We start from the raw sequence: 24,910 nt of genomic DNA on the forward strand, positions 1-24,910 counted from the left end.
CCTTAGAATTTCACTGTCAAACAGATTCTTTCTAATTTCTCCATCTTGCGTAAAATCTTGATGACTTCCTAAACTGCAATTTAAAATATTACATTTGCGCCAAGTTTTTTGCGATTACTTCTTGTCTCCGTTTGGTCCAAATAATAACTAAAGCTATAGCTGCATAAATAGTCACTCTCAAAATGGTTCCCTGCCAATCCATCATAGTAGGTTGCACTGCAGACTTAACTGGATTGCCATATTCGCCGATACCAGCTTGAAGAAATAGAATAAAATCATATAAGCCATGATAGGTCATATTTAACAGTAGCGAATGTGTGTAAAGGTAAATAGCAGCAAGTACCAACCCCGCGCCACTTACCTCAAACATTTGGCGCAAAGTAGTTAATGGCGTTTGATAGGCAATGTTGGTGATATGCCAAAACCCAAAAAGTAGACCATCAAATAACACAATTAAGTATATACGATACTTACTGCTTTGAAAAATTTGCGCAAGAAGAGCAATAACTAAAAAACGCATTAGCCATTCTTCAGCAATCCCTGTTCGTATAGCTGACCCGATAATACCAAGATTAATTTGATCAAAATAGTAACTCAAAGTATCGGCAATGTTATCAACTTTGGCTAAAGGAGATAAAGCAATTAAAAGTAAAACTCCCGCTAAAAGCAAAGTTATTAAGCTGGAAAACAGAATTGAGTCATTCCGACTATATAGAAAGTGTGGTTTTTGTATTTTCCAACTGGTCATTACCAAAACAGTAATGATGATTAAAACAGGAATTCCAGACAAACCCGAATTATTTATCTGGTGCAATACCTTGTTGTACCGTAAAGTTCCGGCAATCTTGCTTACAACCCGGACGTCATAGACAACAAACATCAATAGCAAAATCCTGCCCCAATTATTGTTCACCCGACTTAAGGCTAATTTAGCCATTGGAATATACATGATAAGGGAATAAAAAGTAACCAAAAGCATCCAGAAAGTGCCATTGATCAAATGATAGTAATTCAGTAATTTTGTTAGCAAAGACAAACTAATTGGCAAAGTGTAACAAATTGCTATAGTTTCAATGTAATGGTTAATCAATTGCCATCTTTTCGGCTGTTCACTTTCAGTCTGTAATAAAGAAAATTGTAAACAAACAAAAATAAGAGAGAGTGAAATAGCAAGTCTTTGGCTTTGATTAAAAAGATTTCTATTAACAAAACCCAGAGTAGCGCAAATTAGTAAGATCAATATTTGTCCCACAGTTTGTGCTAAATGAAAAATTTTTATTATCCGATTTGTTTCTGATGTACGTGCTGATACAGCGTTTTGATTGAAATTCTTCATGGTAACTACATTATAGTAAATATAAAATATGTTTCAATATATCTTTAATCCTTTTTTAAAATAAGTAAAATTATTATTTACCTTTACAAAAAAAGCCATTGTTCTAAATGATTAGAACAATGGTTTTTGATTTACTACTAATAATTACCAAATATGTACCCGTTTGTCTGGATCGAGCCACATGCCATCTTCAGGCTTAACATCAAAGGCTTTGTAAAAGTCATCTTGACATTGGCTTTGAACGTTGGCACGTAATGGACCAGGTGCATGAACGTCAACAGCGGTTTGACTCTTAATTGATTCAGTCAGTTGCTTATTAGCCCAAATGCGCGCAAAGTTTTCAAATAACTTCTTTAAGTCATCATTTTCATTCTTGGCGGCTTCAACAGCAGCAGTCAAACCACCTTGGTCAGCAATATTTTCTGAAACTATTTGCTTACCATTAAGTTTAACCGGACCATATTCGATGCCATCAAACAAATCAATTTCAGCTTGTGTCCGCTTCTTGAATTCGGCATAATCCTCATCAGTCCACCAATTAGTCATATTGCCCAATTCATCAAATTGTGCACCGTTGTTGTCAAACGCATGAGAAACTTCATGAGCAATTACGGAACCAATACCACCAAAGTTGGCTGCTCTGTCTTGCTTCAAGTCATAGAATGGCTTTTGCAAAATGGCTGCAGGGAAAGTCAGATCATTTCTTTGCGGATCATAGCAGGCGTTAACTAAATTACCTGGCATTGCCCAGACTGTCCGGTCAACTTCCTTGTGCAATTGCTCAATGTTGTATTTTTGCTCTGCAATAGTAAATGCACGTTCATTTGCATAAAGGCTGCCACCTTGACTTGCAGGGATAACCTTTAAGCGATTATAAATCTCCTCAATTTTATCCGGATAACCAATTTTTAAGACCAAAGCATCAAGCTTAACAATCGCACGCTTTTTAGTTTGTGCAGAAAGCCAGTCATTATTTTGCAGGCGCTCCTTATAAACGTCAAGCATACGATGAATCATATCCTCAACGTCTTTTTTAGCATCTTCGCCAAAATAAGTCTGACCATAATAAACACCAACTACTTCACTAAAGGCGCTGTTGGCAATGTGGTAAGCTTGCTTTTCACCACTAGACAACTTAGGCTGGCCATATAAAGCCTGGCTAAATGGGAACGCTGCTTCTCTGAAGTCTTGTGACAAGGTGTCAGCAGCCGCATTAATAAAGGTAACAATCATCCAGCCTTTGATTTCAGCAAAGTTTTCTTCATTGATAATTTCGTTAATGTGATCCAAGTAGCGTGGTTCTTCAACAATAATTCGTTCTGGTTCTTCGCCAATTGCTTCTTTCAAGTAGTAAGCAATCTTGAATTGATCAAACTTAGCTTCAAAGTCCTCAATCTTCATTGGATTGTAAGTAGCAGGATAATCTGCCCACTCCTCTGTAGACTTAACGATCTTAGCTAGCTTAGCATCAAACTTAATAGCATCTGCTGCATATTTTTCTGCTTGAGCTTGAGCAATACCAGCCATGGTTAACAGCTTAACTGACTGCTTTTGCAAAGTATCTAATAGCTTTGGTGCATCAGGCGTTTGATAAGTTGTAGTGTCAGGCAAGAAAGTGCCAGGACCGGCAAAATACAAAGCATTAACTTTAGTATTCTTCATGTCAGGTTCAACGCTAAGGCTAAATGGGAGCATGGTAAAAGTTGCTAAGTCAGGCGCATTTAGATTGTAGTCAGAAAAGTCCTTAATGCCGGCAAGAATAGCTAAATCGTCCTTAATTGGTTCAGCACCTTCTCTATTACGCTTGTCAAAATCGCATGCTAATTTATAGAGCTTAACTGCTTCACCTAAGTTAGGAACGTTCGGCACTTCTTTTTTACCAGACGCAAAATCGGCAAAATCCTGCATTAAATGCTTTTCAACATCTACATCGATGCCGTCAAATGAAGCCATCCGTGAACGGTCTTCAGGAATTTTAGTATTTTTAATCCACTCAGAATTAATAGCCAAGTATAGGTTGTCCTGTGGACGAGCAGCAACATTAGGTTCAATAATATCGCCACTACCGCCGCGAACAGCAAAATTTTTATTCATTCAGAAAGTCCTCCCTTTTATATCTAAATTAAAAATAGACTAAATTAATCTTATCATTTTAATTAAACCGTTAATATTAAAAAGCCTTTACAAAATCATTTATAAAGTGTGATATGTTTACGCAGCTTTGCGTGAAGGGGCAATAACATTAACACCATCAGAAAAATACCACAGGCAGCAATTATAAAAAACGGAATATAACCCGCACGATCAATTACCATACCGCCAAATAAGGGGCCAAAGGCCTGACCAATACCACGGGCAACATTAATTTCCCCCTGGTATTTACCCTTACTGGTTGCGGGGGATAAATAGTTAATGTAAGCAGGAACGGCAGGAAAAGCTGTCGCTTCACCTAGCGTCAGAACAAACATTGACAGTGCAAAGTGGGCAAAGTCTTTGGCAAAAATCAATGTGGCAAAAGAGATTGCAAACATGATCGTGCCAAAAATAATTTGCTGAAACAGGTTTTTAAAAATATGAGGAAAACGGGCCAAAATTACCTGGACAGTAACTATGATGGCACCATTAAAGGTCCATAGCAAACTGTACATGTGGAAAGGTATTCCCAAAGACACCATGTAAACTGACAGGTTGGACTCCCAGTTCATATACATTAACCAGGTCACAGCTAAAGAAACCAAAAATCCGACCATCAACATCACGTTATATTTTGGCATAGGAATTGCCTTGGATTGTGCGTCCTTTTTAACACCATTCTTTTTACGGTTTTGGTGAAAAGTGCTGATCGGGCGATAATGGATAGCCGCGTTGACACAAGCAATAGCAAATAAAGATGCTGCCAGAATAAATAAAAATTCAATTGAGAAGTCATAGAGATAACCGACAAGCAGAGTACCAGTGACAGTACCAACGTTTTGCGCAAAATAAATTAAATTAAAAACGTAGCGTCCTGAATATTTACGCAGACTCGTCGCAATTGAATTAATCAGCGTGCCGTTCCAGCCACTGATACATCCCGTCATAATCAACCAAATCCAATATTCCGGCCAGCCATGAAAGAATGCCATCATAAACAGAACCAGCGCATCAAGTCCTAAACCAGTGACAATTAACGGGTAGGGGTTCAAGCGGTCGTATAAGCGCCCGGCTAAAAATGAGCCCATGACATTGCTGGCACAATTGCAAAATAAAACAACCCCTATTACAGAAAGGCTGATGTGTAATTGTTTGTTTAAATAAACCGAAGTTAGGGGCCAAACAAAACTTGACCCAATCCACGTGGCCAGTTCTCCCAGTAACAGCCAACGCAGCTTAATTTCTGTTTCTTCATTAGATCCGTGTTTAAGTTTCATTTATTCAGTCCTTTCTTTTTTTAAATTCCATTTACCAGTTTAGCAAGAAGTATTAAAAAAGAACACCCCAAAACTAATAACTAACTTGGTAAAAAGATAGTTTATATCTAAAAAGATGATTACATGCCTTGCTGCAATCATCTTTATTATTATGCAATGGAAACAGGCCTAAAAGAACTGGCCCTTATTTTCCTGGTAATACTTTTGGTAGCGTCCTTTATAATTATGAAACATGTATTTCAAAAGCAGCCACCGCTTAAAATTGCGATCCTGATCATAAAAGACAGTTGTACCATAGCGCCCTTCATGAATCAGTTCTTCGGCCATCTGTTTAGCTTCATTGTCCACGGCATATTCCTTGAACACGCTCACCGGGATACCCAGCCACAATTCATGCTTTGACTTTAATTTGTTGCCGTAGATTGGTTCCTTGTCCTGCAGTGAATCGTAAACATAATCGTCTACGTACCATTTGGCTAAATTATAACCATTAAGGGTCACATAGAAACTTGAGCGGCCCTGACGCAAATTAATTTCAAAGAACTTATATTTACCATCACGGGCGTCATATTTAATGTCAAAGTTGGCCATCCCCGTGTAATTGATTTTTTCCAAAAATGCTTCAACCTGCTCGTACAGCTTTTCATCATAATCAGGTAAAATCGCCATATAATTGCCGATTGACTGGGGCGTGGGATCTTCCAGTAAAGGATGACCCATACACATCATCTTAACATGATGATCCTTATCAACATAGGCATTTAACACCCGCATGTTGGAATCATCACCGGGAATGAAATCCTGCAGAATTAAATCTTCTTTGTAGCCATTTTCATAGATTTTTGAGACAATATCGCGCAATTCAGTTTCATTATGAATGGTAAAAGCCTTTTTGCGACCTTCAAATTGCACATCAAGCCAAGATACTGGGTCTTCCGGCTTAAGCTCCAGTGGATAGCCAAAAGGCAGCTCCAAATAATTTTCTGCCTTGTAATCTGCCATAGTCACAATTTTAGTCTTAGGGTACGGCAGGCCATACTTTTCCGCAATTTGATAAAAGTTTTCTTTTGAAATTAATTTTTGTAAGAGATCATAATCCACGTAAGGAACAACAAATACCTGCTCTAGTTCTTCTTTATGTTTGGCAAGCAGTTCCGAATAACCATCTCCGCATGAAATCAAGATCACCGGTTCTTCATGGTCTTGGTAGAGTTTCATTTGCTTGCGCATTACTTCAATAAAAGTGGGATCTTCACTAAAACCCTGGTACAGTTCCACACTGACAATTTTAGAATAACGCGTTGCTGCCAGCTGGCTGTCAGCCAGTGCTTTCACGCTAATACCATAAGCCTCGTTAAACGAGCGGGCCATGCCGTAAACATTAATGTCACTACCAAGTAAAATTGGTGTAAAGTTTCGTTTCATTAATAAATTCTGCTCCTCATTAAACCAATTTGCCTTGTTTAATCAAATCGGCTACTTCCGGTTGAACACGCTGGTATTTGGCAACCGTACCTTCATAATCAACAAAGAATAGTTTATACCAAACTAAGAACGTATAAATTGTCCAAATCTGTCTGCGATGAGAGCCATCGCCTTTATAGTTTTCATCAAGTAAGTCTAAAATTTTATCCTGCTCGAAGATATCCTGGACAAAGTCTTCACTGAACAGTTCTCGTACCTGTTTATAAAAACGAGGTTCTTGCAGCCATTCTTTGATTGGGGTAGGGAAACCTAGTTTTGGCCGTTTAGCCCATTCAGCTGGTAAAACTTTTTCTGAGGCCTTGCGTAAAGCATATTTAGTATCATGCTTATTAACTAGATAATCAGTGGGAATTGAATTTGCCCTTTCAGCCACCTTTTTATCAAGATATGGTACCCGCAATTCCAGCGAATGAGCCATAGAAATCTTGTCTGCCTTTTGTTCAATATCATTAAGCATGAAGTGATGCAGATCAATGTACTGCATTTGCCGGACGTTATCGAGATTTTTAACCTTCTTAAAGTCACTTTGGTAAATACCGTTGACAGTTAGCTTATTACGGTATGACGGCTTTAAGATGCTGTTAGCATCTTCAGAAGAGAAGATGGTCGGGTAATCCATGTCATAGATAACCGATTGACCAACGTAAAATTCACTTGGCTCAGCTAAGTTGGTATACAGATGCACTTTGCCCGGGAAATTCGGCATTTTCTTAATTCTGCGCGCCAACTTAACCTTAGTGTTCTTAGGCAATTTCTTGCACTGTGAAGTAAAGGCCTTAATAATACTGTTATGCGTGTGCATCCCGTAATTGACATAACCGGCAAACAATTCATCTGCACCTTCACCAGACAACGCGACAGTGACGTGCTTTCGCGCCATTTTACAAAGATACCACAACGGGATAATTGACGGATTGGCATCCGGTTCATCCATATGATACTGCATCTCGGGGAAGTCATGCATCGCTTCATCAGCTTTAACCTTGTCGGAAAAGAAGTTCCAGCCCTTGATGTCCGCTAGCGCCTTGGCCTTTGACGCTTCATCATAAGTAGCATCATCAAACGAAATTGAAAAAACATCATCCGGATTTAAGATACTGGTGATATAGCTGGAATCGACCCCTTCGGATAAGAAAGCACCGACGGGAACATCCGCAATATGGTGCAGTTTAACTGATTCGTGCAAGTCCTCGTTAATTTTATTAACAGTTTCTTCGAAACTTAAAGTATTGGCTTTGTATTCCGCGTCCCAGTATTGGTGGGTTTTCATTGAGCCATCTTTGTATTCGAACCAGTGACCGGCAGGAAACCTGTAAATACCCTTAAAGAAAGTCTCATGCAAGTCATTATACTGATTCATCAAATACGGTTTAACCGCCTCAATATTTAAACGCCGTTTAAAGCCGGGCAGTGCCAGAAAGCTTTTAATTTCCGAGCCCATGATCAAATGACCATTTTCATTGCTGTAATACAGCGGTTTAATACCGAAAAAGTCGCGGGCACCATACATTGTCTGAGTCTTATCATCCCAAATAATGAAGGCAAACATGCCCCTGATTCTTTTGAGCAGGCCAGCCATGCCCCATTCTTCAAAACCATGCAAAAGCACTTCCGTATCGGACTTAGTGGTAAATGTGTGACCTGCCGCAAGCAATTCTTCTCTTAAGGGCTGGAAGTTATAAATTTCACCGTTAAAGATAATCGCCTTCGTTTTATCTTCATTGTAGATTGGCTGACTGCCGCCACGTAAATCAATGATTGACAGTCTCCGAAACCCTAAAGCAATTTTGTCATTGGTATAAAAACCATCTGAATCAGGACCACGATGCTTCATTGCCGCCATCATTTTACCGATAGCAGCTTGTTTATCATTTATTTCTGGATTATAGAATGCAACAATTCCGCACATTGCTTAACTTCCCTTAATTTGTCTTACTTTGTATATTTTTGTCTTCATTTTAACTTTTCCATTATATGCTAAGAACCGGGCAATTTCCAAACTGCCCGTCGCGACTTTACTAAATATAAAAGATTCTGCGTTTGCTGGCAGCACCATAACCGAAGGTCTGAATATAGTGTCTTTGTAAATCAATGTTTACGATATAACCGGCAAATTCGGTTTGGTGGTCAATTTGCCTTTTCCAATTTTTATTGTATTTGGTGGTCAAGGCGTGATTAGGACCCATCAGTGCAGAACAGTTAAACAAGATATACTGGATCCCGTTAATCCGGTATTGATCTTCTCTATGTCTGTGGCCGCAGAAGTAGGCAATAATGCGGGCATTTTTTACATTAGTAAAATCAAACTCATTTGCCAAACGAAATTCAGGAGGCAGACCAAAGCTGGAATGCATCTCTCCTTTTTCACCTTGATTAAAAGCTACCAGCAGTTCATGCAGTGAACGACCGTTGTACTTTAATGCGTTTGAACCCTTACGATTAATGGGATTGGCATGACTCATCAAGATAATTTGCTTATTTGATGACTGCTCCAGAATTTCAATAATTTCTTCTATTTGATCTTCCCTCACAGCCAAAGTGAGTTTAGCATCATATTTTTTTCTGCCTTGTGCATCCAGATAATAGGGCAAATCTGAAGTATTAACAGAAATAAAGCGCAAGTCATCCACGTCATAGTAACAAACACCGTGCTGGCGGGAAATATAATGAATGCCATCTTGCTGATACATAGCCGGCCACATAATTCCTTCAAATTCATTTTCAGGAAAAGAAGCCCTTAAATCATGATGTTCATCGAATTTATCATTTTCATCGTGATTTCCTTTAATTAAAATATAAGGCACCTTATCTGATTTAAAAGAATCACGCAGTTTAGTTAACTCACTTTCGCCCAAAAAGCCGGTATCAGAGCCATCGATCCAGTCACCTAAATGAACTTTTAAACTAAGAAGACCGGAATCATCAAGATAAGAAAATTCATTAACATGTGTCAAACCATTCCAGCCATAAAAGTCCATACTGTTACGGTCCTTATAATGAGTGTCCGTAATGACACTCACATTCACAGAATTTTGCCCTGTACGAATGTGACCTTTTACTCTTTCAATAAAGCGGTCGAGATATTCTTCTACCACGTAACGCCTACCGGTTTTACGGCTGACAAAAGCGCGATAACGCTGCAGTTCAGGACTATACCTGCGCACATATTCAGGCTCTAACTTATCTGTGCTTTCCAAGCTCAATGCCTGGTGCAACACCTTTTCTTCATCTTGATAGACAGTCAAGGTATAAGGTTGATCATTGGGAGTTCTTTGTTCACCGTCAACGTGATACTCTCCTACTGTCAAATAGTCTTGCATGGGATCAAGCTGTGCATCTTTTTTCTTAAATAAGGAATGCAGCTTAGCCCCGTTTATTTTATCAGCTAATCCTTTAGCATACTTAAAAACACCCATTTTTTGCCTCAAGCAGAAAGAAAAAGAGCTGAACACACATGTTTCAGCTCTAAAATTATAAACTTTTTTCTAAAGCGTGTGCCGCTAAACCAATTGACAGAAGTGCATCCTTAGACAAAACTCCTTGTAATGTTTTTGGCGCTACCTCTTCAACGGCTCCAATTACTTTTAAGCTGTAACTAACAACGTGAAAGTCTACTATATCATTGTAAAATCCATCTTCATAAGGATTTTCATGATTATAAGTCAAGTTGATTTCATTCTTGTCAACAAAACCGTCAACGTGGTTAGTTAAAATCCGATCATGTAAATCGGTTAACTGCTCTGATAATTTAATCAAAGTCAGTTTATGATCACTTTCAGTGTCATAATACTCTTCCTGAGTCATGCCGAAGTATTCTTTTATTGGCTTATGCAATACGTGCAAATTATCAATTACACGATAAACTGCCTCGGCGTCAAAATCCGTTTCTTTATTTAAAATACTCTCTTGATTTGCGGCCAAGTCATCGGCCAAAGTTACTATTTCTAACTTCTCCATGGTTTCCTCCTAAAGTTCAATATATATTATACCAAAAAAACTACTATTGCACTTTTTGAGGGCAAAGTTTCTAATATTTTAGGAAAAAGAAAATAATTAAAAGTTACTAGTCAAATTATTTTAAAAAGGATAGCAAACTTTTGGCGTATTTATTAATGAACGCTAAGATATATTTAAGGAGAAATAAAAATGAATGATATCACTCGCTGCCCCTGGAGTGACCATGATGATGCCTTAGTTAGAGAATACCACGATCACGAATGGGGCAAGTTAAACCTAGATGAACGCTATTTATTTGAAATGCTGGTACTAGAACTGTTTCAATCCGGACTCAGCTGGTCCACTGTTTTGCATAAACGTTTAAACTTTAGGCAGGCTTTTCACAACTTTATTCCAGAAGAAGTTGCCCAAATGAGTGCGCTGGATCAAACCCGCTTACTGCAGAACAAGGCAATTATCCGCAACCAAAGAAAAATTGCAGCGGCAGTTACCAACGCTCGCGCCCTGTTAATTATTGATGCCAAATACGGCAGTTTCGCGCATTATTTGCAAAAGTTTATTCCTACTCCTATTATTCATCACCCCCAAACAAGTATTGAGGTACCAACGACAAACAAGATTGCACAAGAACTAGCAAAGCAGATGAAAAAAGACGGCTTTACTTTTGTGGGGCCAGTAATTCTTTATTCTTTCTTACAAAGCGTAGGATTAATTAACGATCACCTTGAAAATTGCCCGTTTAAATATCACGGCTAAAAAAATGAACCAAGTTGCTAGTTACCAACTTGATTCATCATTTGTTATATTTGCGTTTTACACTAATTTCTTCCGAATCCAGCCTGAAATCCAGTCAATTACAACAACCATAATAATGATACCTAATAAAATGATACCAACGCGGTTCCACTGGCGATATTGCAGCGCAATAATTAGCGGATAACCGATACCACCGGCTCCAACTAAACCTAAGATAGAAGCGGACCGAATCGAAACGTCAAACCGGTATAACGTGTTTGAAATAAGAGCAGGCATCAGATTAGGCAAAGTGGAAAACATAATAATATTTGTTTTTGAACCACCAACTGCGGTAACTGCTTCGTTAGGGCCATCGTCTAAATTTTCAATTGCTTCAGAAAAGAGCTTGGCAAGCATTCCTACTGAGTGAAAACCCAAGGCCAAAACACCGGCTGCCGATCCTGGACCTACAGCTTTAATAAACATCAGAGCCAAAACAATTTCTGGGAATGATCTGATGATTGCGAGCACAATTTTACCAGAGCGTGAGACATACCAGTGCTTATGCTTGGTATGCGCTGCCCAAAAAGCAAAGGGCAGTGAAATAATAGCGGAAATAAATGTGCCCAAAAAGGCAATGCAGACAGTTTCCCAAAGCTGCGAAAGCAGATCTTCACCAGTACCATTATATACGTACGACCAGTCAGGATGGAAAATACCGGAAAAGATCGCACCTGCAATTTGACCGGCTGTTTCTTTAATGCCGCCAAAGTCAATACCAGTACACGACCAAATAATCAGCACTACTGTGATAATAGCCATCAACCAGTGAAAGGCACGCTTTTTAACATCTATAGGCCTAGGAGGTAACTTTTTCATACTTGTATCCATTATTGCATCAACGCCTCCCGTGACTTAGATGAAACGTAGTCAATCAGCACTACCACAATGATAATTACAATTATAATGGTACCTGTCTTCGGGTAATCGAAGATTTGTAGTGTTTGTTGCAGATATAGCCCAATACCACCGGCACCGATATAACCCAAAACGGTTGAGGCCCGCACGTTAATTTCGAATGCGTATAAACAATAAGAAATAAAATAGGTAATAACTTGTGGCAAAACCGCAAAGACAATAATTTGTATTTTATTAGCCCCAACTGCAGTTAGTGCTTCAATCGGACCCGGATCAATAGTTTCAATAGCTTCATAAAAGAGCTTGACCACAATTCCGAAAGTACAAATAGCTAGTGCCAAGACACCGGCTACCGGTCCGATACCAACAATAGCAACAAAGATAGCACCAAGAAGCAAGTCCGGTATAGTTCTGATAATGTTCATAATTATGCGCAAAATTCCCGTGACTGCCTTATTTTTGACAATATTGCGGGCAATAAGCAAAGAATAAATAAAAGCAATTACAGAACCTATCGCCGTACCCAAGATCGCCATCTTAATAGTTTCAAGCAAAAGCGGTACCACTGTTGCCAGGTATGACCAGTCAGGGTGCAACATTTGCAAGAAAATTTCAGCAAAATCCCCAAAGTTGGCAAATAGAGCACCCAAATCTGTTTTGGTTTCATTAGTAGAAATGAATAATCCGGCGACAAAAAGCAGCACCCAAAGCCAATTCAAAATTTTAAGCTTTTTCTTAGGTAAAGTCATCAGCTTTTCTTGCTCTGTGCTACTCATCTTGATCACCACCGGAATAGATCTGATCAAACGTGGATGCCGGAGTATCTGACATCTTGCCGTCATAAATAATTTCACCAGCACGAACACCAATGACCCGTTTACCGAATTCTTGTGCTAACTGGACGCTGTGCAGGTTAATGACTACCGTCATACCATGCTTTTCATTCAGCATCTGCAAGTCTTTCATCACGCGGCGTGAAGTCTGCGGGTCAAGTGAAGCTGTCGGCTCATCCGCCAAAATAATATCCGGGTTTTGAGTCAAGACCCGGGCAATCGCCACTCTTTGTTGCTGACCACCAGATAATTCATCAGCTCGTGAATAAACCTTGTCTGCCAAATCCACTTGCTGGAGTGCATCATACGCGCGCTGCTTATCTTCTTTAGTAAAAAGGTTGAGAGTAGATTTCCAAGTAGGATAATAACCCACTCTGCCTGTTAAAACGTTACGCAGAACACTTGACCGTTTAACCAGATTAAAGCTTTGGAAAATCATTCCAATATGCCGGCGCAGCGTTCTTAACTTTTTACCCTTGGCCTTGGTAATAGATTCACCGTTAATTAAAATATCACCTTCAGTAATATCAATTAAACGGTTAATCGACCGCAAAAGTGTTGATTTGCCGGCGCCGGATAGACCAACAATAACGACAAATTCACCTTTATTAATAGTTAAATTGACGTCTTTTAAACCAACAACATCTTTGCCATAAACTTTCTTCACGTTTTTTAATTCGATTATTGGCTTAACTGCAGAATCTGCCATTATAAACTTCCTTTGTATTCTTTATTTTTTGGTCGATTCAATAATTTTTTCATACTTACGCACAACATTAAAGTCGCTGTCCTTAGTGTGGACATATCCTTCGTGAGTGTAAATACTTTCGATGACCTTTTTACCCTTCTTGGACTTACCGATAGCGATAAATGCCTTAGCCAATTTCTTTCTGAATGATTCACTCATGCTCGGAACAACGGAAATGGTATCGTTCGGAATAGGCTTAGTAAAGTAAATTGGAACAACTTGGCTCATGATCTTAGGATTATCGTCTTTAACAATTGTTCGTGCATCTTCAAAAACAAACGCGGCGTCTGTGTCGCCATTGAGAACATTTAAAACAGCTTGGTCTTGACCAGTTACTGTCACTAGCTTGCAACTCTTGCGTACATCAAGGCCCTTTTCCTTTAATTCAGCAATTGGGAAAACGTAGCCAGCTGAAGAAGTGGGACTTTGAATAGAAATAGACTTGCCCTTTAAATCTTTCCAGCTCTTAATTTTTGAATTTTTCTTTGCCACAATTTCAGCGCGATAGAAGTTAACCAGTTCCTTAGTTGGTCGTCCATCAGGTTGCTTAACACCATATCTTTGAGCTTGCAGCAAGACATCTGCTGCACCCTGCTTATGAGCTAAAATGTAGCCATTTGGCGGCAAAAAACCTACATCAACTTTCTTAGACTTCATGGCTTCAACCACCGTGTTGTAGTCGGTAGACATTGATACGTGTACTGGAATGCCTAAACGATCCGACAACATTTTTTCCAGCGGCTTTGCACGAGATTCCAGTTTAGTGGCAGCCTGACTAGGAACGAATTGGACGTTCAAAGACTTTGGCGTGCCAGTATCTTTGCTCTTTTCTTTGTTTGAGCAGGCAGCCATCATGAATGCTACTAAAAAAATAGCGGCACCAGCTAGTATTTTTCTAAATTTTTTCATCATGCCCTCCCAGACATAAAAAAAGACTTTAGCTAAAAACACGAACGTGAATTAAACTAAGTCTTTCAATAACACTTTTACTAAAAAGCGAACAATACCATTTTGAAAGGAACGAAAAGGCTTTTTTGCAAAAACTTCAATGAACGCCAAGCGCCGTTTTTGCATTACCTTCACCCTCCTTTCGACATACTGTATTTATTCTATCAAATAATAGCAGAAATGTTTTATTTAGAAAAGAGAATTGACTAGAAATCTTATTTTGTTTAAGAAAGTTTATTTAATTCTTAGTATGTAGCCTTTTGAGTTTTTTAAATATTGGGAAATTATTTCTTAGTAGAAGAAACTATTTTATTGTATTGACGAATAATATCGTAGTCACTATCTTTGGCGTATGTATAACCCTCCTGGTTATAAACATTTTCAATAATCTTCTTACCTTCTTTAGACTTGCCAATAGCAATAAATGCTTTAGCCAGTTTCTTCTGGAAAGCTTTTGGCAAACTTGGGATGACTGAAATAGTGTCGTTAGGAATACGCTTAGTGAAGTAAATTGGTACTACTTTGCTCATAATCTTCGGGTCATCATTTTTAACATTGTTACGAGCATCTTCAAATACAAAGGCTGCATCAGTGTCACCGTTTAAGACGTTTAAAACGCCTTGGTCAGCGCCTTTAACAGATACCGTCTTGCAACTCTTGGTTACATCTAAACCCTTTTGCTTTAATTCGGCAACTGGGAAAACATAGCCAGAATCGGAAGTAATATCTTGAACAGAAATTGACTTACCCTTTAAATCCTTCCAACTCTTAATTTTTGAATCCTTCTTAACCAGGATCTCACCACGATAAGAATTAACTAATTCTTTGGTTTGAACACCATTTGGTTGCTTAATGCCATAACGAACAGATTGTAAAAGCAGATCAGCTGCTTTTTGCTTATGCGCCATAATATAGGCATCTGAAGGTAAAAAGCCGACTTCTACTTTCTTAGATTTCATGGCTTCAACTAGTCCGTTGTAGTCCGTTGACATTGAAACATGTACCGGAATCCCCAGACGCTTAGACAATAACTTTTCCATAGGCTTAGCCCGTGCTTCCAACTTGTTAGCTGCTACGCTGGGAACAAACTGGACGTTGAGTGACTTTGGCGTGTTACTGCTTGAACTTGATTTCTTACTTGAATTGGAACATGCGGTAGCACCAACGGTTAATAATAATGCAAAACATGCTATCAGAAACTTTTTGATTTTGGTCATTTGTTTTTTTACTCCTAATAAATACGTTTACCATAACTTTAATTTTGTTTAAGCATAAACTTCGTTGTCATATTCATGGCAATTTATTCATGTAAATATTCAAATAAAATTAACCCGAATCAGCTTCCGTTTCTATTTTTCATTACATCCTCCTGAAATTAAGCAAATAAAAAGGCATGATATGACCAATGTCATATCATGCCCTGGTAGTTATTCTGAAAGAAAAACGAACGGTTAACAAAGCTAGTTGAACAGTACATAAATAGGAAAATAAATTATAAATTCTTCCTGTTACCTTCATTGCCCTCAACCTTCCAAACAGTATAATTACGTTCATTTCATAATGATGATACCATAAATATTCGCAAAATGGCAACAAAATATCAAAATTTATTTTAAAATTGTATAATTAAAGTTATATTTACGAACACTATCATTACATAGTGCTTTAAGGTTCAGTATTCAATACAAAAAAGGCACACGAATTGTTGATCGTATGCTTTTAAATTTATGTATAATTATTTCTTACCGTTTTGCGGCTTAAGTGGATTATTATTAACGTCTGTTCTGACAATTAAAACATCAGCCAAAGCATGTTGATTAACATATTCAGTAACTGAACCCATCAACATTCTTTCTACTGCATTTAATCCTGTTGCACCCATGATAATCAAATCATTGTGATGATCTTTAATAAAGTCATAGGAAATAATCGCCTTCGGACTGCCATAACGAATATGATAATCAATATCATCGAAGCCTAAGTTGTCATGAGCCCATTCTTTTAAGCTTTTAAGATATTTTTCTGAATCTTGCGTCATCTGATAAACGGTGTCGCCCGTGATCAGTGTATCTTGCATTTCACCCAAGAATTGTCTGGTATCAATAACACTTAAGACATCGATATGCGCATTTTCCGTCATTGCGATTTTAACTGCTTTATCAAAGGATCTTTCTGCCGACTCTGAACCGTCAACTGGAACTAAAATGCTAGCTTTTTTCGTTTCCATGTTCTCACCCTTTTGAAATATAATGTTCTTTTGTTTATTTTACCATAATTTCACTATCCACTTAGGTTTTTTTATAATTGTTTATATACTAGTTTATTGCTAAAATTAAGTGTAATTGTCAAATGCAAAGGTGGAGGTATTCAATGACCCAAAAACTTAAAAATCAATTAATTGGCGTAACAAGCGGCCGTAATTTCCGCGAGCTGGGCGGCTATCAAACTACTGACGGCAAAACTGTTAAAATGCATAAATTACTCAGAACAGCTAACTTGGCAAAACTGGATAAAACCGATCTGAAATTTTTACATGACTATGGCGTTAAGTATGTCGTTGACTTCCGGAGTAAAGATGAGGCTGAAAAAGAGCCTGATCGGGTTCCTGCAGGCGCCATTTACAATTTTGATCCGGTATTTAGTGAGGACTTGACTGAGTCATCAAAGGGAATCGATGAAATTCTCAGTCAAAAAAGCCAAGATCCTCAAGCGGGATTTGACCACATGTTTTTGGCCTATGACGACATGATTAAAAGCGAATCTGCTCAAAAAGCTTACCGCCACTTTTTTGATGTGCTGCTAGCTAATGACGAAGAAAACCGGAGTGTAATTTTCCATTGCACCGCTGGGAAAGACCGAACTGGTTTTGCAGCACTACTGATTTTATCAGCACTTGGTGTGCCATTTGAAACTATCAAAAAAGATTACCTGTTAACAAATGTTGCCACCAAAGACTTTGTCCGTAATTTTTTACAAAAAGCCAAAGATGAAGGAGCAAACGACGTTACAGTAAATATCCTAAAAGACTTGCAAACCGTGCACTCCGAGTACATTGACTTCGTAATTTCAACTATAAATAAAAATTATGGTAGCGTTGAAAACTACTTACATGATATTATGAGATTAACTGATGATGAAATCAGTAAGTTACGTGAAATATATTTAAAATAGGTTTAAATGGTAAGGAGAAATTTTATGACTAAAACAAAGACTGTTTATTTTGGTGCTGGTTGGTTTAATGATAAGCAAAACGACGCTTACAAGAAGACAATGAAAGCTTTAGAAGAAAACCCAACCATTGACCTGGAAAACAGCTATGTTCCTTTAGATCATCAATACAAAGGCATCAATGTCGAGGAGCATCCTGAATATTTGCGTGATCGTGAATGGGAAACCGCTACTTACCGCGGTGACTTAACAGGTATTAAGACTAGCGATGTTATGATCGGCGTCTATTTACCAGATGAAGAAGATGTAGGTCTCGGTATGGAATTGGGTTATGCGCTGTCCCAAGGAAAATACATTGTATTGGTTATTCCTGATGAAGACTACGGCAAACCAATCAATTTAATGAGTTGGGGCGTTTGCGATATTGCACTTAAGCTCAGTGAAGTGAAAGACTTTGATTTCAATAAACCTCGTTTTGACTTTTATGATGGAGCTGCTTATTAAACAAAGCTGCGTTCATACAAAAACTAAATAAGACAAATAAAAACCGTTTCTGTTGAGACGGTTTTTGTGTGAGCAAGATATGATTGTTCAAGTCGGTTTAGTGTAGTGCGTAAAATTAACTGCATATTGTTAAATTAGCTCCAGCTTTGCAATTTAAAAATGCCTTATATACTTTAGCGCTATGAATTCTGCTCTATAATACTTAATTGCACCATAAAAGCATTCATGCTAAAATACAGGTGTAAGAAAAAGGAAGACTTACGCCAATAAGTCTTCCTCACGTAGAGCCGCCACAAAGGACGGTAGCTGCGCTTATAGTTATAATTTTTTAAATTTATAAACCGCCCAGCCAGTATCTAGGACGGTTTTTTGATTTGCTCATTTATCATGATGCTTGTCAATAAACATTAACAAGGTCAAGATAAACATACCAAAGTTAAGCATTAAACTTAACGCTTCGGCAGTGCTCATCAACTGCTGCTCCTTTCTTTTGGGAGACTGAAGTATGAATCAAAATAATTCATAGGCCTCACTTCCTTCATGAAAGCGGCAGCTACCGTCCTTTTAACTTTTCTACGCTAATTAAATTATAACAAACCAATCTCAAATATTAACCAGATTTTAGGAAAATTACCTATAATCGTATATACCAAGCCATTAAAATGGCTTGGTTTTTATTTTGAAGGTTATTTCAGTAGTTACAATACTTATATTGTTTGCGCCAAATGCTAATTATGCCAAAGATGATAGACTTCAATTTTATTTTGTTTAGATAATTTAGATATAAAAATACCCCCAAATTTGGGGCACTTCATTGCTAAGTCTCGTCTATTTTCTGCTTTTACAAATAATTGATCTGATTCTAAAACTATCAGCAAAAAGTAATACTTTAAAGCGAATTATATATTTTTATTCCGTCAAATAATCTAAAATGCGAAACATTGCCCTTTTATTTTCTTTAGGAACAGGATGCTCAATAATTTGTTTAGCTGTTTGTTTAAACATCGACCCAGAAAGATATTGAGAATCGTTGACCACAATCTCTTTGATATTATCTTTTTCTGGTTCTAAGTGAAACTGCAAACCAACAGCTTGCTTACCCAGAACAAAACCTTGATTTTGTAAATTAGCATTAGAAAATAAAACGTCAGCTTCTTTTGGTATTTCAAACATCTCTTCATGCCAATGCAATACTTCTAATTGTTCAGGCAAACCGCTTATTAATTTGGATTGCAATTTGACCGGCCCCCAGCCTACTTCCTTAACCGGCGCCTTTTTAACCTGATAGCCTAAAGTTTTAACAATTTGTTGTGCGCCAAAGCATACTCCTAAAATAGACTTGTCCTCTTTAAATAGCTGCTTAATTAACTGACGCTCCTGCTCAATCCATGGCAGATCATCATTTGGACTCATAGGACCGCCTAAGATAACTAGTAAATCTGTTGTGGCAGCAGTAGGCAAAATGCCAAACTGATAGGGATGATATACATAAAAATCATGCTGATGCAAGTCAGCCCATTCCTGAATTGAACCGGGGCCTTCGTTTGGCGTGTGTTGTAAAACATTAATTCTCATCGTTTTGCTCCTTTTAAAATAATTTAGCACCATAATGTTTTTAATAAAATATTCAAATAATAATTTAATATTATTAAAATTCCGTGATAAAATAAAGTTTATTTAATTAAAACTATTTATATTTCAAAGTACCAGGAGAATGCAATGTCTTTCAAAACTTTTTTTAAAACATTACCTAAGTCATTATTATTGGGAATTCTAATTGCAACTATAATTTATTCTTTTGATGGCGTGGTTTTATCTTCAGTAGTTTCAAATGTGACGCTTTTCAACCGCCATACACCCGCTATAAAAGCAGTGTTGTATATCATTAGCAGTTTGCTGGCTCTGGGATTAGTTTATTTCGCCATGACCCTAAAGCAAATCTGGATCAATCAGGCAATCAAATTAATGAATATCAAAATAAAAGACAGCTTTGTTTACGGTCAGATAGTTAACCCAGACTTTGCAGCAGTTGCTTCAGATAATGTTTCAAAAATTTTTAATGACTTCAAGTTGATTGAAACTAATTATTTTAAAAATTTTTTTGAGTTGTGTGGTGCCATTTTGATGGCTGTAATATCCAGCTTTTATATTCTTTGGCTTAATTTTACAATAGGGATCTTATTCATTTTGTTTTCACTGCTGCCAATGCTTTCATCCAAAATTTTTGGCAAAGTATTAAGTGATTCCTCTGAAACTTGGCAAAAAAGCAGCAGCACTTATTTAGGCAAAGTAACCGACTTGTTTAATGGTATTCGCACAATTAAAACTTATTTAGCTGAAAAAACAATGTTTGCAGATACAGAAAACTACTTGCAGCAAACAGAAAATTCGTACAAAAAGATGAATGACTATCAAGCTTGGGCAATTTTTCTCAGCGCCATTCTTTCTGCATTGAGTTTTATTCTTCCTCTCGGTGCAGGTTTGTTTTTTGTTATCAAAGGTCAGGCTGAACCAGCAGCTATTATCGCCATTTTCTTAGCCAGTGACCGTGTCGTTGGGCCCCTAAGAAATGCCGCACAATGCCTAAATGAGATGAAGACAACAGAAAATATTCGTAAAAGTCTCAAACTGTATTCGCTTGAATTTGCAGAAAACAAGAATAGACACCTTAATTCTCCTAGCATCAAGATAGATGATGTCAGTTTTGCTTACAATGACAAAAAGGTGATTTTGACAAATTTAAGTTTAACAATTCCATTCAGAACCAAAATTTTAATTACTGGTAAATCCGGTGCAGGCAAATCAACAATCTTCAACTTAATAGAAGGCTTCATCAAACCTACAAGCGGACAAATTTTTCTCCAAGATGGTTCTCAAGTAGTTAAAAATGTCGCTGGTTCTGGTGAACTTGCTTATATTGCTCAGAGTCCATTCATGTTCAATGACACTTTGCGTCTTAATCTGACTCTAGGTAAAGAGTTTTCGGATGAAGAATGCTTGAAAGCACTAAAAGCAGTCGGTTTATTAGCAGAACTAGGTGATAATTGTTTAGACAAAAAGTATGGTGAAAATGGTGCAAATCTGTCAGGTGGACAAAAGCAAAGAATTGAAATTGCTCGTGCACTGATTTACCGTAAAAAGATTATTTTAGTAGATGAGGCCACCTCGGCTTTAGATAATGAAACAGGTAAAAAAGTGCAAAAAGTAATAAACAGGTTGAACTGCACTGTGTTGGAAATTGCACACCATTACGATGAGCAAATATTTAAAGACAATAACTTTGAACATTACGAGTTAAAAGATAACACTCTTTTGGAACAGAATAACTAAACTTAATTTGGTATAGATTTACTTTTCGATTTAGTAAAAATAAAGCAAACTAAAATGCAAACCAGTACGATCAAAGATAGGAATACTAACATATTGTAATTTAGTTTTAGACCTGCCAATGCCGCTAACTTTTTGTTTTTAAAACCTGTTTGCGCCAAAGTTATTAACGAAGCTGCTAGTGCTGTGCCTATCGCCCCCGAATATGATTGGGCAGTCATAAAAATGACATTCCCATCATTTTTTACATCAGTCGTAATATGGGATAAACAAAAAGTCATGATATTACCGTAGCTAAATCCCAAGCCAAACATAAAGCTGATATAAATAAAGGCCATGTTGGTAATATTTGGGTTTAAAAAATTAGCAATTATAAAAGTGAGAAGAATTATTACTACTCCAAATATTATTGGTAATTTTTGATTAACCTTATCGTAAATTATTCCAGCAAACGCTGAAACAACTGCATCTGTGATAGCAGCAGGTAAAACCAGCAACCCAGCTGTGGCCGTTGTTTGTGCAAAAGCTGTCTGTAACACGTTGGGTATCAAAAATGACATGCTCAGTGACATTAATTGCAACAGAAAAAATGCCAGCAAAAAGAAAGTAAACTGCCAGTTTTTAAATAAACTAACTTTTAAAACTGCATGCTGACTATGCTTTTCAACCAAAATAAAGAAAGATCCAGTAATAATAGTGATTAATGCCAGTATTAATTGCAGGCAAATATTATTGCCACTGGTAAAACCCAAAAGTACAAATAAAGCGGACATGAGAAACGCAATTAAAAGTAATCCGCCCTGAAAATCGAATGGAATTTTTTCAGTTTTAGTAGTTTGAGTGATACTAAACTCGCCTAATACCCAGATCAATATAATTACTGGGATAATAAACAAAAATAAATTCTGCCACTGAAATAGTTTTAGAACTATTCCACCGTATACTGGACCAACTGCAGGAGCAAAAGCAATAACAAGAGTACCGAGCCCCATAAACATGCCAACTTGCTTTTGAGGTGATTCTCTTAAGATTATTGAAAACATTAGTGGCAAACCAATGCCGGCAGCAACTCCTTGTAAAAGACGCCCAAATAGCAATAAAGTGAAACTTGATGAAATTCCTGCTAAAAAAGTACCTAGTAAAAAGCATAAAACAGCTATTCTAAATAAAGAAACAACTTTGAATCTCTTTTGTAAATACGAACCAAAAGGAATAATAATCGTAGATACTAACATATAGCCTGTTGTTAACCACTGAACCGTTCTGGCAGAAATATTAAATTCAGTCATTAATTGGGGAAAAGCAATATTGAGTGCAGTTTCTATCACAATTCCCAAAAAACTAAGTATTCCCACTGAAAGTATTGAACCAATTAGCTTACTATTTTTTACCATTAAAATTCTCAATTCCTTTTGTCATTATTTTTTAGATACAATATCTAGCTAAATAAGTATATTACAGTAATATGTAGTACCAGTTAAGAAAAAGCGATTGAGTAAATTATTGTTTTATAATACAAAATTTTGTCAACTAGCATAAAAAGCAAGGAATAATTTTTTAATTATACTTTAGCCAGATCAATAACCATAAATTGGAGTTACAAATTATCATGGAAAAAACAAAACAAGAAAATTTAATGAAGCTTTTCAAAAGCACTCTAAAAAATTTAGAAACAGAATACACTGCTAGAGTAGATGGTTATGATGATAACATTTACTTATCAGTTTTTACGAAAGAGGATTTCCGCAGGGCTTTAGGACTACTTGGAGCAATAGGTGCCTTTTTTAGTACCTCGTATTTACCTGAGCCTGAATTAGAGTTTCAAATTTGTATTAGAAACTACGGATTGGATTTAAGTGACCTGGTAAAAATGTTGCCTAAATCTTAATAATTCGCAACCTGTCATTTATAGATATATGAAGTAGCCTACATTTTTATAGGGTTGGCTCAATCAAAACATATGATACTTTTTATTTTCCAATTCCAAAAGGAATTGGATTTTTTTTGCATATAAATCCCAACAGGTTTATTTTTGATACTTGCAACATAATAGCCACATTCTTCAGTTCCACCTTGAAACTCGCTAATTTTCTGGCAACGATCACTAGTTTTAAGAGAATGTAAAAATTTCGCTGTTTTCCTATTAGTTGCTACTTGGTTAATTTCTCGGGTATCGTGTTTTCTTATTATTTGATTAACCTGATATTGTGCTACATCAGGTACATAGTCATTTGATGCCCAATAGTAAAATAAAAAAAGACCTGCAGCAACAATACATGCAAATATACCAAATTTTACTTTTCTAGTCATTATTGCCACCTCATTTACAATATTGACCAAATAGTAGTTCATTTTATTAAAAAAGCAATTTGCTTGTTTTATTAAACTATAAAATTCATCAATTTTTGTTCTTAACCTATCAGCTAAATGATCAGCTTCGATTCTTTTGAAGCAAACTTACTTGTTTTAAAGCTTCGGTTTTATATTTCTGACAAACAGCAATCCTGACTTTATTCACAAGCAATTTATCATATTGACCAACTCTTTAATTAGGGGTTTTAGTTTAATTAAATTAACTACTGCCAAGTCAAATTTTTGTGCCAACATTTCAGTCATTACCTGATTAACTAATGTATTTACTTTTGAAGACTTATTTAAGGGGTAATATTTATCGATTGCTTCAATAATTTTGTCAACAATTTTATTTGCAGTTTCGTAATCATACGATCAAAGACGCTAACACTTGTTGTGTTATCCTTCGTTATATTCTTAATTTCCTAATCGTCCGACCAAACTTGTTCATGTAAAAACCTATTTAAAAACCTCGCTTAAATGATATTATGAAACTAAGAACTCATTAGAGGTTAATTTTTAAATGAATCCTCAAACACTATAGAAAATATTTAGATGTATATTACTCTTTTTTAATGCCAATTTAAAATCAAATTCGATATTGCTAAAAGACACGCATCGCAGAAATTAATTAGTAATAAGCTTTCATAATTACATAATACTAGGATTATAAAAGTAAGGAGGTTGAAGATAATGTTTCCACCATTTGTAACCACAATACTGAAAATTCTGCAATTCATGCTAATTATACTAGTAATTATTAGCGCAATATATGTAAAAAAACACGAAAAAGAAGTCTTTAGCAGGCCTCGGACTCATCCCAAAAGCTTTGATATGTGTTTAATCCTTGGTGTTATACTTGTTCCCTGGGTTCCGGTACTTTGGTACATAATTTTTCCGCTTAAAGCTAACATTTCAATTTATATTCAAAGAATAGTAGATGTATGGCCAATAATTGCACTATGCGTTTTCTGGGCAGTAATTCTGCTTTTGGCAACATACTATGACCTAAAGCTGCGTAAAAAATATGGTGGTGATCCGTAAAACTCATTAATTGTTCAATTTAAAATACTTCCAGTATTAAATTATTCTCTACTGGAAGTATTTTTTTAGTTACAAAAATCATACTCAATATTATTAATTCAAACTGACTAAATATCAAAGCTCTTCGTTTAAATAACTAACAACT

Annotated in this window: 23 protein-coding genes; 6 read left to right on the top strand and 17 right to left on the bottom strand. The window is 36.7% G+C overall.

The genetic code is table 11. The features are described 5' to 3' along the window. Window positions 1-88 precede the first annotated feature (88 nt). The 7 genes from F5ESL0260_RS08145 to F5ESL0260_RS08175 form a co-directional block, all read right to left on the bottom strand. Window positions 89-1,336 carry a CPBP family intramembrane glutamic endopeptidase gene (locus F5ESL0260_RS08145; RefSeq protein ID WP_122026535.1) on the bottom strand — a complete coding sequence of 416 codons (1,248 nt, stop codon included), beginning with the start codon at window positions 1,334-1,336 and terminating at the stop codon, window positions 89-91. 144 nt (window positions 1,337-1,480) lie between these two features. After that, on the bottom strand, window positions 1,481-3,430 hold the full coding sequence (locus tag F5ESL0260_RS08150) for a M13 family metallopeptidase (protein ID WP_122026536.1): 1,950 nt from the start codon (window positions 3,428-3,430) through the stop codon (window positions 1,481-1,483). A 95-nt stretch (window positions 3,431-3,525) separates the two neighbouring features. Further along, window positions 3,526-4,746: an MFS transporter gene (locus tag F5ESL0260_RS08155; RefSeq protein ID WP_122026537.1), complete on the bottom strand. Its 1,221-nt coding sequence runs from the start codon at window positions 4,744-4,746 to the stop codon at window positions 3,526-3,528. A gap of 168 nt (window positions 4,747-4,914) precedes the next feature. After that, on the bottom strand, window positions 4,915-6,171 hold the full coding sequence (locus F5ESL0260_RS08160; RefSeq protein WP_122026538.1) for a carboxylate--amine ligase: 1,257 nt from the start codon (window positions 6,169-6,171) through the stop codon (window positions 4,915-4,917). 19 nt (window positions 6,172-6,190) lie between these two features. Continuing rightward, on the bottom strand, window positions 6,191-8,140 hold the full coding sequence (gene asnB / locus F5ESL0260_RS08165) for an asparagine synthase (glutamine-hydrolyzing) (protein ID WP_122026539.1): 1,950 nt from the start codon (window positions 8,138-8,140) through the stop codon (window positions 6,191-6,193). Window positions 8,141-8,249: 109 nt separating this feature from the next. After that, on the bottom strand, window positions 8,250-9,647 hold the full coding sequence (locus F5ESL0260_RS08170) for a metallophosphoesterase (protein WP_122026540.1): 1,398 nt from the start codon (window positions 9,645-9,647) through the stop codon (window positions 8,250-8,252). Window positions 9,648-9,702: 55 nt separating this feature from the next. Further along, window positions 9,703-10,188, bottom strand: a complete 486-nt coding sequence (locus F5ESL0260_RS08175; RefSeq protein ID WP_046325563.1) for a hypothetical protein — start codon at window positions 10,186-10,188, stop codon at window positions 9,703-9,705. 189 nt (window positions 10,189-10,377) lie between these two features. On the opposite strand from F5ESL0260_RS08175, the gene F5ESL0260_RS08180 reads away from it, so the two are divergent. Beyond that, window positions 10,378-10,944, top strand: coding sequence for a DNA-3-methyladenine glycosylase I (locus F5ESL0260_RS08180; protein WP_122026541.1), 567 nt, complete (start codon window positions 10,378-10,380; stop codon window positions 10,942-10,944). A 57-nt stretch (window positions 10,945-11,001) separates the two neighbouring features. On the opposite strand, the gene phnE (F5ESL0260_RS08185) is transcribed toward F5ESL0260_RS08180, so the two are convergent. The 6 genes from phnE (F5ESL0260_RS08185) to F5ESL0260_RS08210 all read right to left on the bottom strand — a co-directional run bounded on the left by phnE (F5ESL0260_RS08185) (window position 11,002) and on the right by F5ESL0260_RS08210 (window position 16,597). Beyond that, window positions 11,002-11,814 (bottom strand): phosphonate ABC transporter, permease protein PhnE, encoded by an 813-nt coding sequence (gene phnE, locus F5ESL0260_RS08185; RefSeq protein ID WP_110446630.1) that lies wholly within the window; start codon window positions 11,812-11,814, stop codon window positions 11,002-11,004. Continuing rightward, the gene (gene phnE / locus F5ESL0260_RS08190) at window positions 11,814-12,617 is read right to left on the bottom strand and encodes a phosphonate ABC transporter, permease protein PhnE (protein WP_122026542.1); all 804 of its coding nucleotides are present in this window, start codon (window positions 12,615-12,617) and stop codon (window positions 11,814-11,816) included. The genes phnE (F5ESL0260_RS08185) and phnE (F5ESL0260_RS08190) overlap by 1 nt, the downstream gene beginning before the upstream one ends. Further along, window positions 12,610-13,383 (bottom strand): phosphonate ABC transporter ATP-binding protein, encoded by a 774-nt coding sequence (phnC, locus tag F5ESL0260_RS08195; protein ID WP_122026543.1) that lies wholly within the window; start codon window positions 13,381-13,383, stop codon window positions 12,610-12,612. Before phnC ends, phnE (F5ESL0260_RS08190) begins: the two co-directional genes overlap by 8 nt. A 21-nt stretch (window positions 13,384-13,404) precedes the next feature. Further along, window positions 13,405-14,331: a phosphate/phosphite/phosphonate ABC transporter substrate-binding protein gene (locus tag F5ESL0260_RS08200; protein WP_122026544.1), complete on the bottom strand. Its 927-nt coding sequence runs from the start codon at window positions 14,329-14,331 to the stop codon at window positions 13,405-13,407. Between the two features lie 323 nt (window positions 14,332-14,654). Further along, on the bottom strand, window positions 14,655-15,587 hold the full coding sequence (locus F5ESL0260_RS08205; RefSeq protein ID WP_110446632.1) for a phosphate/phosphite/phosphonate ABC transporter substrate-binding protein: 933 nt from the start codon (window positions 15,585-15,587) through the stop codon (window positions 14,655-14,657). Between the two features lie 518 nt (window positions 15,588-16,105). Beyond that, complete coding sequence (locus F5ESL0260_RS08210; RefSeq protein WP_110446633.1) at window positions 16,106-16,597, bottom strand: universal stress protein; 492 nt, start codon at window positions 16,595-16,597, stop codon at window positions 16,106-16,108. A 143-nt stretch (window positions 16,598-16,740) separates the two neighbouring features. Here F5ESL0260_RS08210 and F5ESL0260_RS08215 point away from each other — a divergent pair, with 143 nt between their 5' ends. Both F5ESL0260_RS08215 and F5ESL0260_RS08220 read left to right on the top strand, forming a co-directional pair. Beyond that, window positions 16,741-17,541 carry a tyrosine-protein phosphatase gene (locus F5ESL0260_RS08215; RefSeq protein WP_122026545.1) on the top strand — a complete coding sequence of 267 codons (801 nt, stop codon included), beginning with the start codon at window positions 16,741-16,743 and terminating at the stop codon, window positions 17,539-17,541. A gap of 24 nt (window positions 17,542-17,565) precedes the next feature. Further along, window positions 17,566-18,042, top strand: a complete 477-nt coding sequence (locus F5ESL0260_RS08220; RefSeq protein ID WP_046327691.1) for a nucleoside 2-deoxyribosyltransferase — start codon at window positions 17,566-17,568, stop codon at window positions 18,040-18,042. A gap of 378 nt (window positions 18,043-18,420) precedes the next feature. Here the strand turns inward: F5ESL0260_RS08220 and F5ESL0260_RS08225 are convergent, their stop codons facing one another. Together F5ESL0260_RS08225 and F5ESL0260_RS08230 are read right to left on the bottom strand one after the other, a co-directional pair. Beyond that, window positions 18,421-18,513, bottom strand: a complete 93-nt coding sequence (locus F5ESL0260_RS08225) for a putative holin-like toxin (RefSeq protein ID WP_081945322.1) — start codon at window positions 18,511-18,513, stop codon at window positions 18,421-18,423. A 438-nt stretch (window positions 18,514-18,951) separates the two neighbouring features. Then, a complete protein-coding gene (locus tag F5ESL0260_RS08230; protein ID WP_122026546.1) occupies window positions 18,952-19,617 on the bottom strand; it encodes a type 1 glutamine amidotransferase in 666 nt (221 codons plus the stop codon). A gap of 144 nt (window positions 19,618-19,761) precedes the next feature. Between F5ESL0260_RS08230 and F5ESL0260_RS08235 the strand changes: the two genes are divergently transcribed. Further along, the gene (locus F5ESL0260_RS08235) at window positions 19,762-21,372 is read left to right on the top strand and encodes an ABC transporter ATP-binding protein (RefSeq protein ID WP_122026547.1); all 1,611 of its coding nucleotides are present in this window, start codon (window positions 19,762-19,764) and stop codon (window positions 21,370-21,372) included. Between the two features lie 2 nt (window positions 21,373-21,374). Here F5ESL0260_RS08235 and F5ESL0260_RS08240 read toward each other — a convergent pair whose 3' ends face one another. After that, on the bottom strand, window positions 21,375-22,763 hold the full coding sequence (locus F5ESL0260_RS08240) for an MFS transporter (RefSeq protein ID WP_233557729.1): 1,389 nt from the start codon (window positions 22,761-22,763) through the stop codon (window positions 21,375-21,377). A 215-nt stretch (window positions 22,764-22,978) separates the two neighbouring features. Here F5ESL0260_RS08240 and F5ESL0260_RS08245 point away from each other — a divergent pair, with 215 nt between their 5' ends. Continuing rightward, on the top strand, window positions 22,979-23,257 hold the full coding sequence (locus F5ESL0260_RS08245; RefSeq protein ID WP_122026548.1) for a hypothetical protein: 279 nt from the start codon (window positions 22,979-22,981) through the stop codon (window positions 23,255-23,257). A 59-nt stretch (window positions 23,258-23,316) separates the two neighbouring features. Here F5ESL0260_RS08245 and F5ESL0260_RS08250 read toward each other — a convergent pair whose 3' ends face one another. Then, window positions 23,317-23,679, bottom strand: coding sequence for a hypothetical protein (locus F5ESL0260_RS08250; protein WP_122026549.1), 363 nt, complete (start codon window positions 23,677-23,679; stop codon window positions 23,317-23,319). Window positions 23,680-24,414: 735 nt separating this feature from the next. On the opposite strand from F5ESL0260_RS08250, the gene F5ESL0260_RS08255 reads away from it, so the two are divergent. Next, complete coding sequence (locus tag F5ESL0260_RS08255) at window positions 24,415-24,765, top strand: hypothetical protein (protein ID WP_122026550.1); 351 nt, start codon at window positions 24,415-24,417, stop codon at window positions 24,763-24,765. The last annotated feature ends 145 nt before the right edge of the window (window positions 24,766-24,910 follow it).

The sequence above is a fragment of the Lactobacillus sp. ESL0260 genome, from assembly GCF_003692935.1.
In the GTDB taxonomy this organism is placed as follows: domain Bacteria; phylum Bacillota; class Bacilli; order Lactobacillales; family Lactobacillaceae; genus Lactobacillus; species Lactobacillus melliventris.

Bases quoted from the DNA above. Each gene is read 5' to 3' on its own strand.
- F5ESL0260_RS08145 (WP_122026535.1), bottom strand. From the start codon at position 1,336: ATGAAGAATTTCAATCAAAACGCTGTATCAGCACGTACATCAGAAACA.
- F5ESL0260_RS08150 (WP_122026536.1), bottom strand. From the start codon at position 3,430: ATGAATAAAAATTTTGCTGTTCGCGGCGGTAGTGGCGATATTATTGAA.
- F5ESL0260_RS08155 (WP_122026537.1), bottom strand. From the start codon at position 4,746: ATGAAACTTAAACACGGATCTAATGAAGAAACAGAAATTAAGCTGCGT.
- F5ESL0260_RS08160 (WP_122026538.1), bottom strand. From the start codon at position 6,171: ATGAAACGAAACTTTACACCAATTTTACTTGGTAGTGACATTAATGTT.
- asnB (WP_122026539.1), bottom strand. From the start codon at position 8,140: ATGTGCGGAATTGTTGCATTCTATAATCCAGAAATAAATGATAAACAA.
- F5ESL0260_RS08170 (WP_122026540.1), bottom strand. From the start codon at position 9,647: ATGGGTGTTTTTAAGTATGCTAAAGGATTAGCTGATAAAATAAACGGG.
- F5ESL0260_RS08175 (WP_046325563.1), bottom strand. From the start codon at position 10,188: ATGGAGAAGTTAGAAATAGTAACTTTGGCCGATGACTTGGCCGCAAAT.
- F5ESL0260_RS08180 (WP_122026541.1), top strand. From the start codon at position 10,378: ATGAATGATATCACTCGCTGCCCCTGGAGTGACCATGATGATGCCTTA.
- phnE (WP_110446630.1), bottom strand. From the start codon at position 11,814: ATGGATACAAGTATGAAAAAGTTACCTCCTAGGCCTATAGATGTTAAA.
- phnE (WP_122026542.1), bottom strand. From the start codon at position 12,617: ATGAGTAGCACAGAGCAAGAAAAGCTGATGACTTTACCTAAGAAAAAG.
- phnC (WP_122026543.1), bottom strand. From the start codon at position 13,383: ATGGCAGATTCTGCAGTTAAGCCAATAATCGAATTAAAAAACGTGAAG.
- F5ESL0260_RS08200 (WP_122026544.1), bottom strand. From the start codon at position 14,331: ATGAAAAAATTTAGAAAAATACTAGCTGGTGCCGCTATTTTTTTAGTA.
- F5ESL0260_RS08205 (WP_110446632.1), bottom strand. From the start codon at position 15,587: ATGACCAAAATCAAAAAGTTTCTGATAGCATGTTTTGCATTATTATTA.
- F5ESL0260_RS08210 (WP_110446633.1), bottom strand. From the start codon at position 16,597: ATGGAAACGAAAAAAGCTAGCATTTTAGTTCCAGTTGACGGTTCAGAG.
- F5ESL0260_RS08215 (WP_122026545.1), top strand. From the start codon at position 16,741: ATGACCCAAAAACTTAAAAATCAATTAATTGGCGTAACAAGCGGCCGT.
- F5ESL0260_RS08220 (WP_046327691.1), top strand. From the start codon at position 17,566: ATGACTAAAACAAAGACTGTTTATTTTGGTGCTGGTTGGTTTAATGAT.
- F5ESL0260_RS08225 (WP_081945322.1), bottom strand. From the start codon at position 18,513: ATGAGCACTGCCGAAGCGTTAAGTTTAATGCTTAACTTTGGTATGTTT.
- F5ESL0260_RS08230 (WP_122026546.1), bottom strand. From the start codon at position 19,617: ATGAGAATTAATGTTTTACAACACACGCCAAACGAAGGCCCCGGTTCA.
- F5ESL0260_RS08235 (WP_122026547.1), top strand. From the start codon at position 19,762: ATGTCTTTCAAAACTTTTTTTAAAACATTACCTAAGTCATTATTATTG.
- F5ESL0260_RS08240 (WP_233557729.1), bottom strand. From the start codon at position 22,763: ATGGTAAAAAATAGTAAGCTAATTGGTTCAATACTTTCAGTGGGAATA.
- F5ESL0260_RS08245 (WP_122026548.1), top strand. From the start codon at position 22,979: ATGGAAAAAACAAAACAAGAAAATTTAATGAAGCTTTTCAAAAGCACT.
- F5ESL0260_RS08250 (WP_122026549.1), bottom strand. From the start codon at position 23,679: ATGACTAGAAAAGTAAAATTTGGTATATTTGCATGTATTGTTGCTGCA.
- F5ESL0260_RS08255 (WP_122026550.1), top strand. From the start codon at position 24,415: ATGTTTCCACCATTTGTAACCACAATACTGAAAATTCTGCAATTCATG.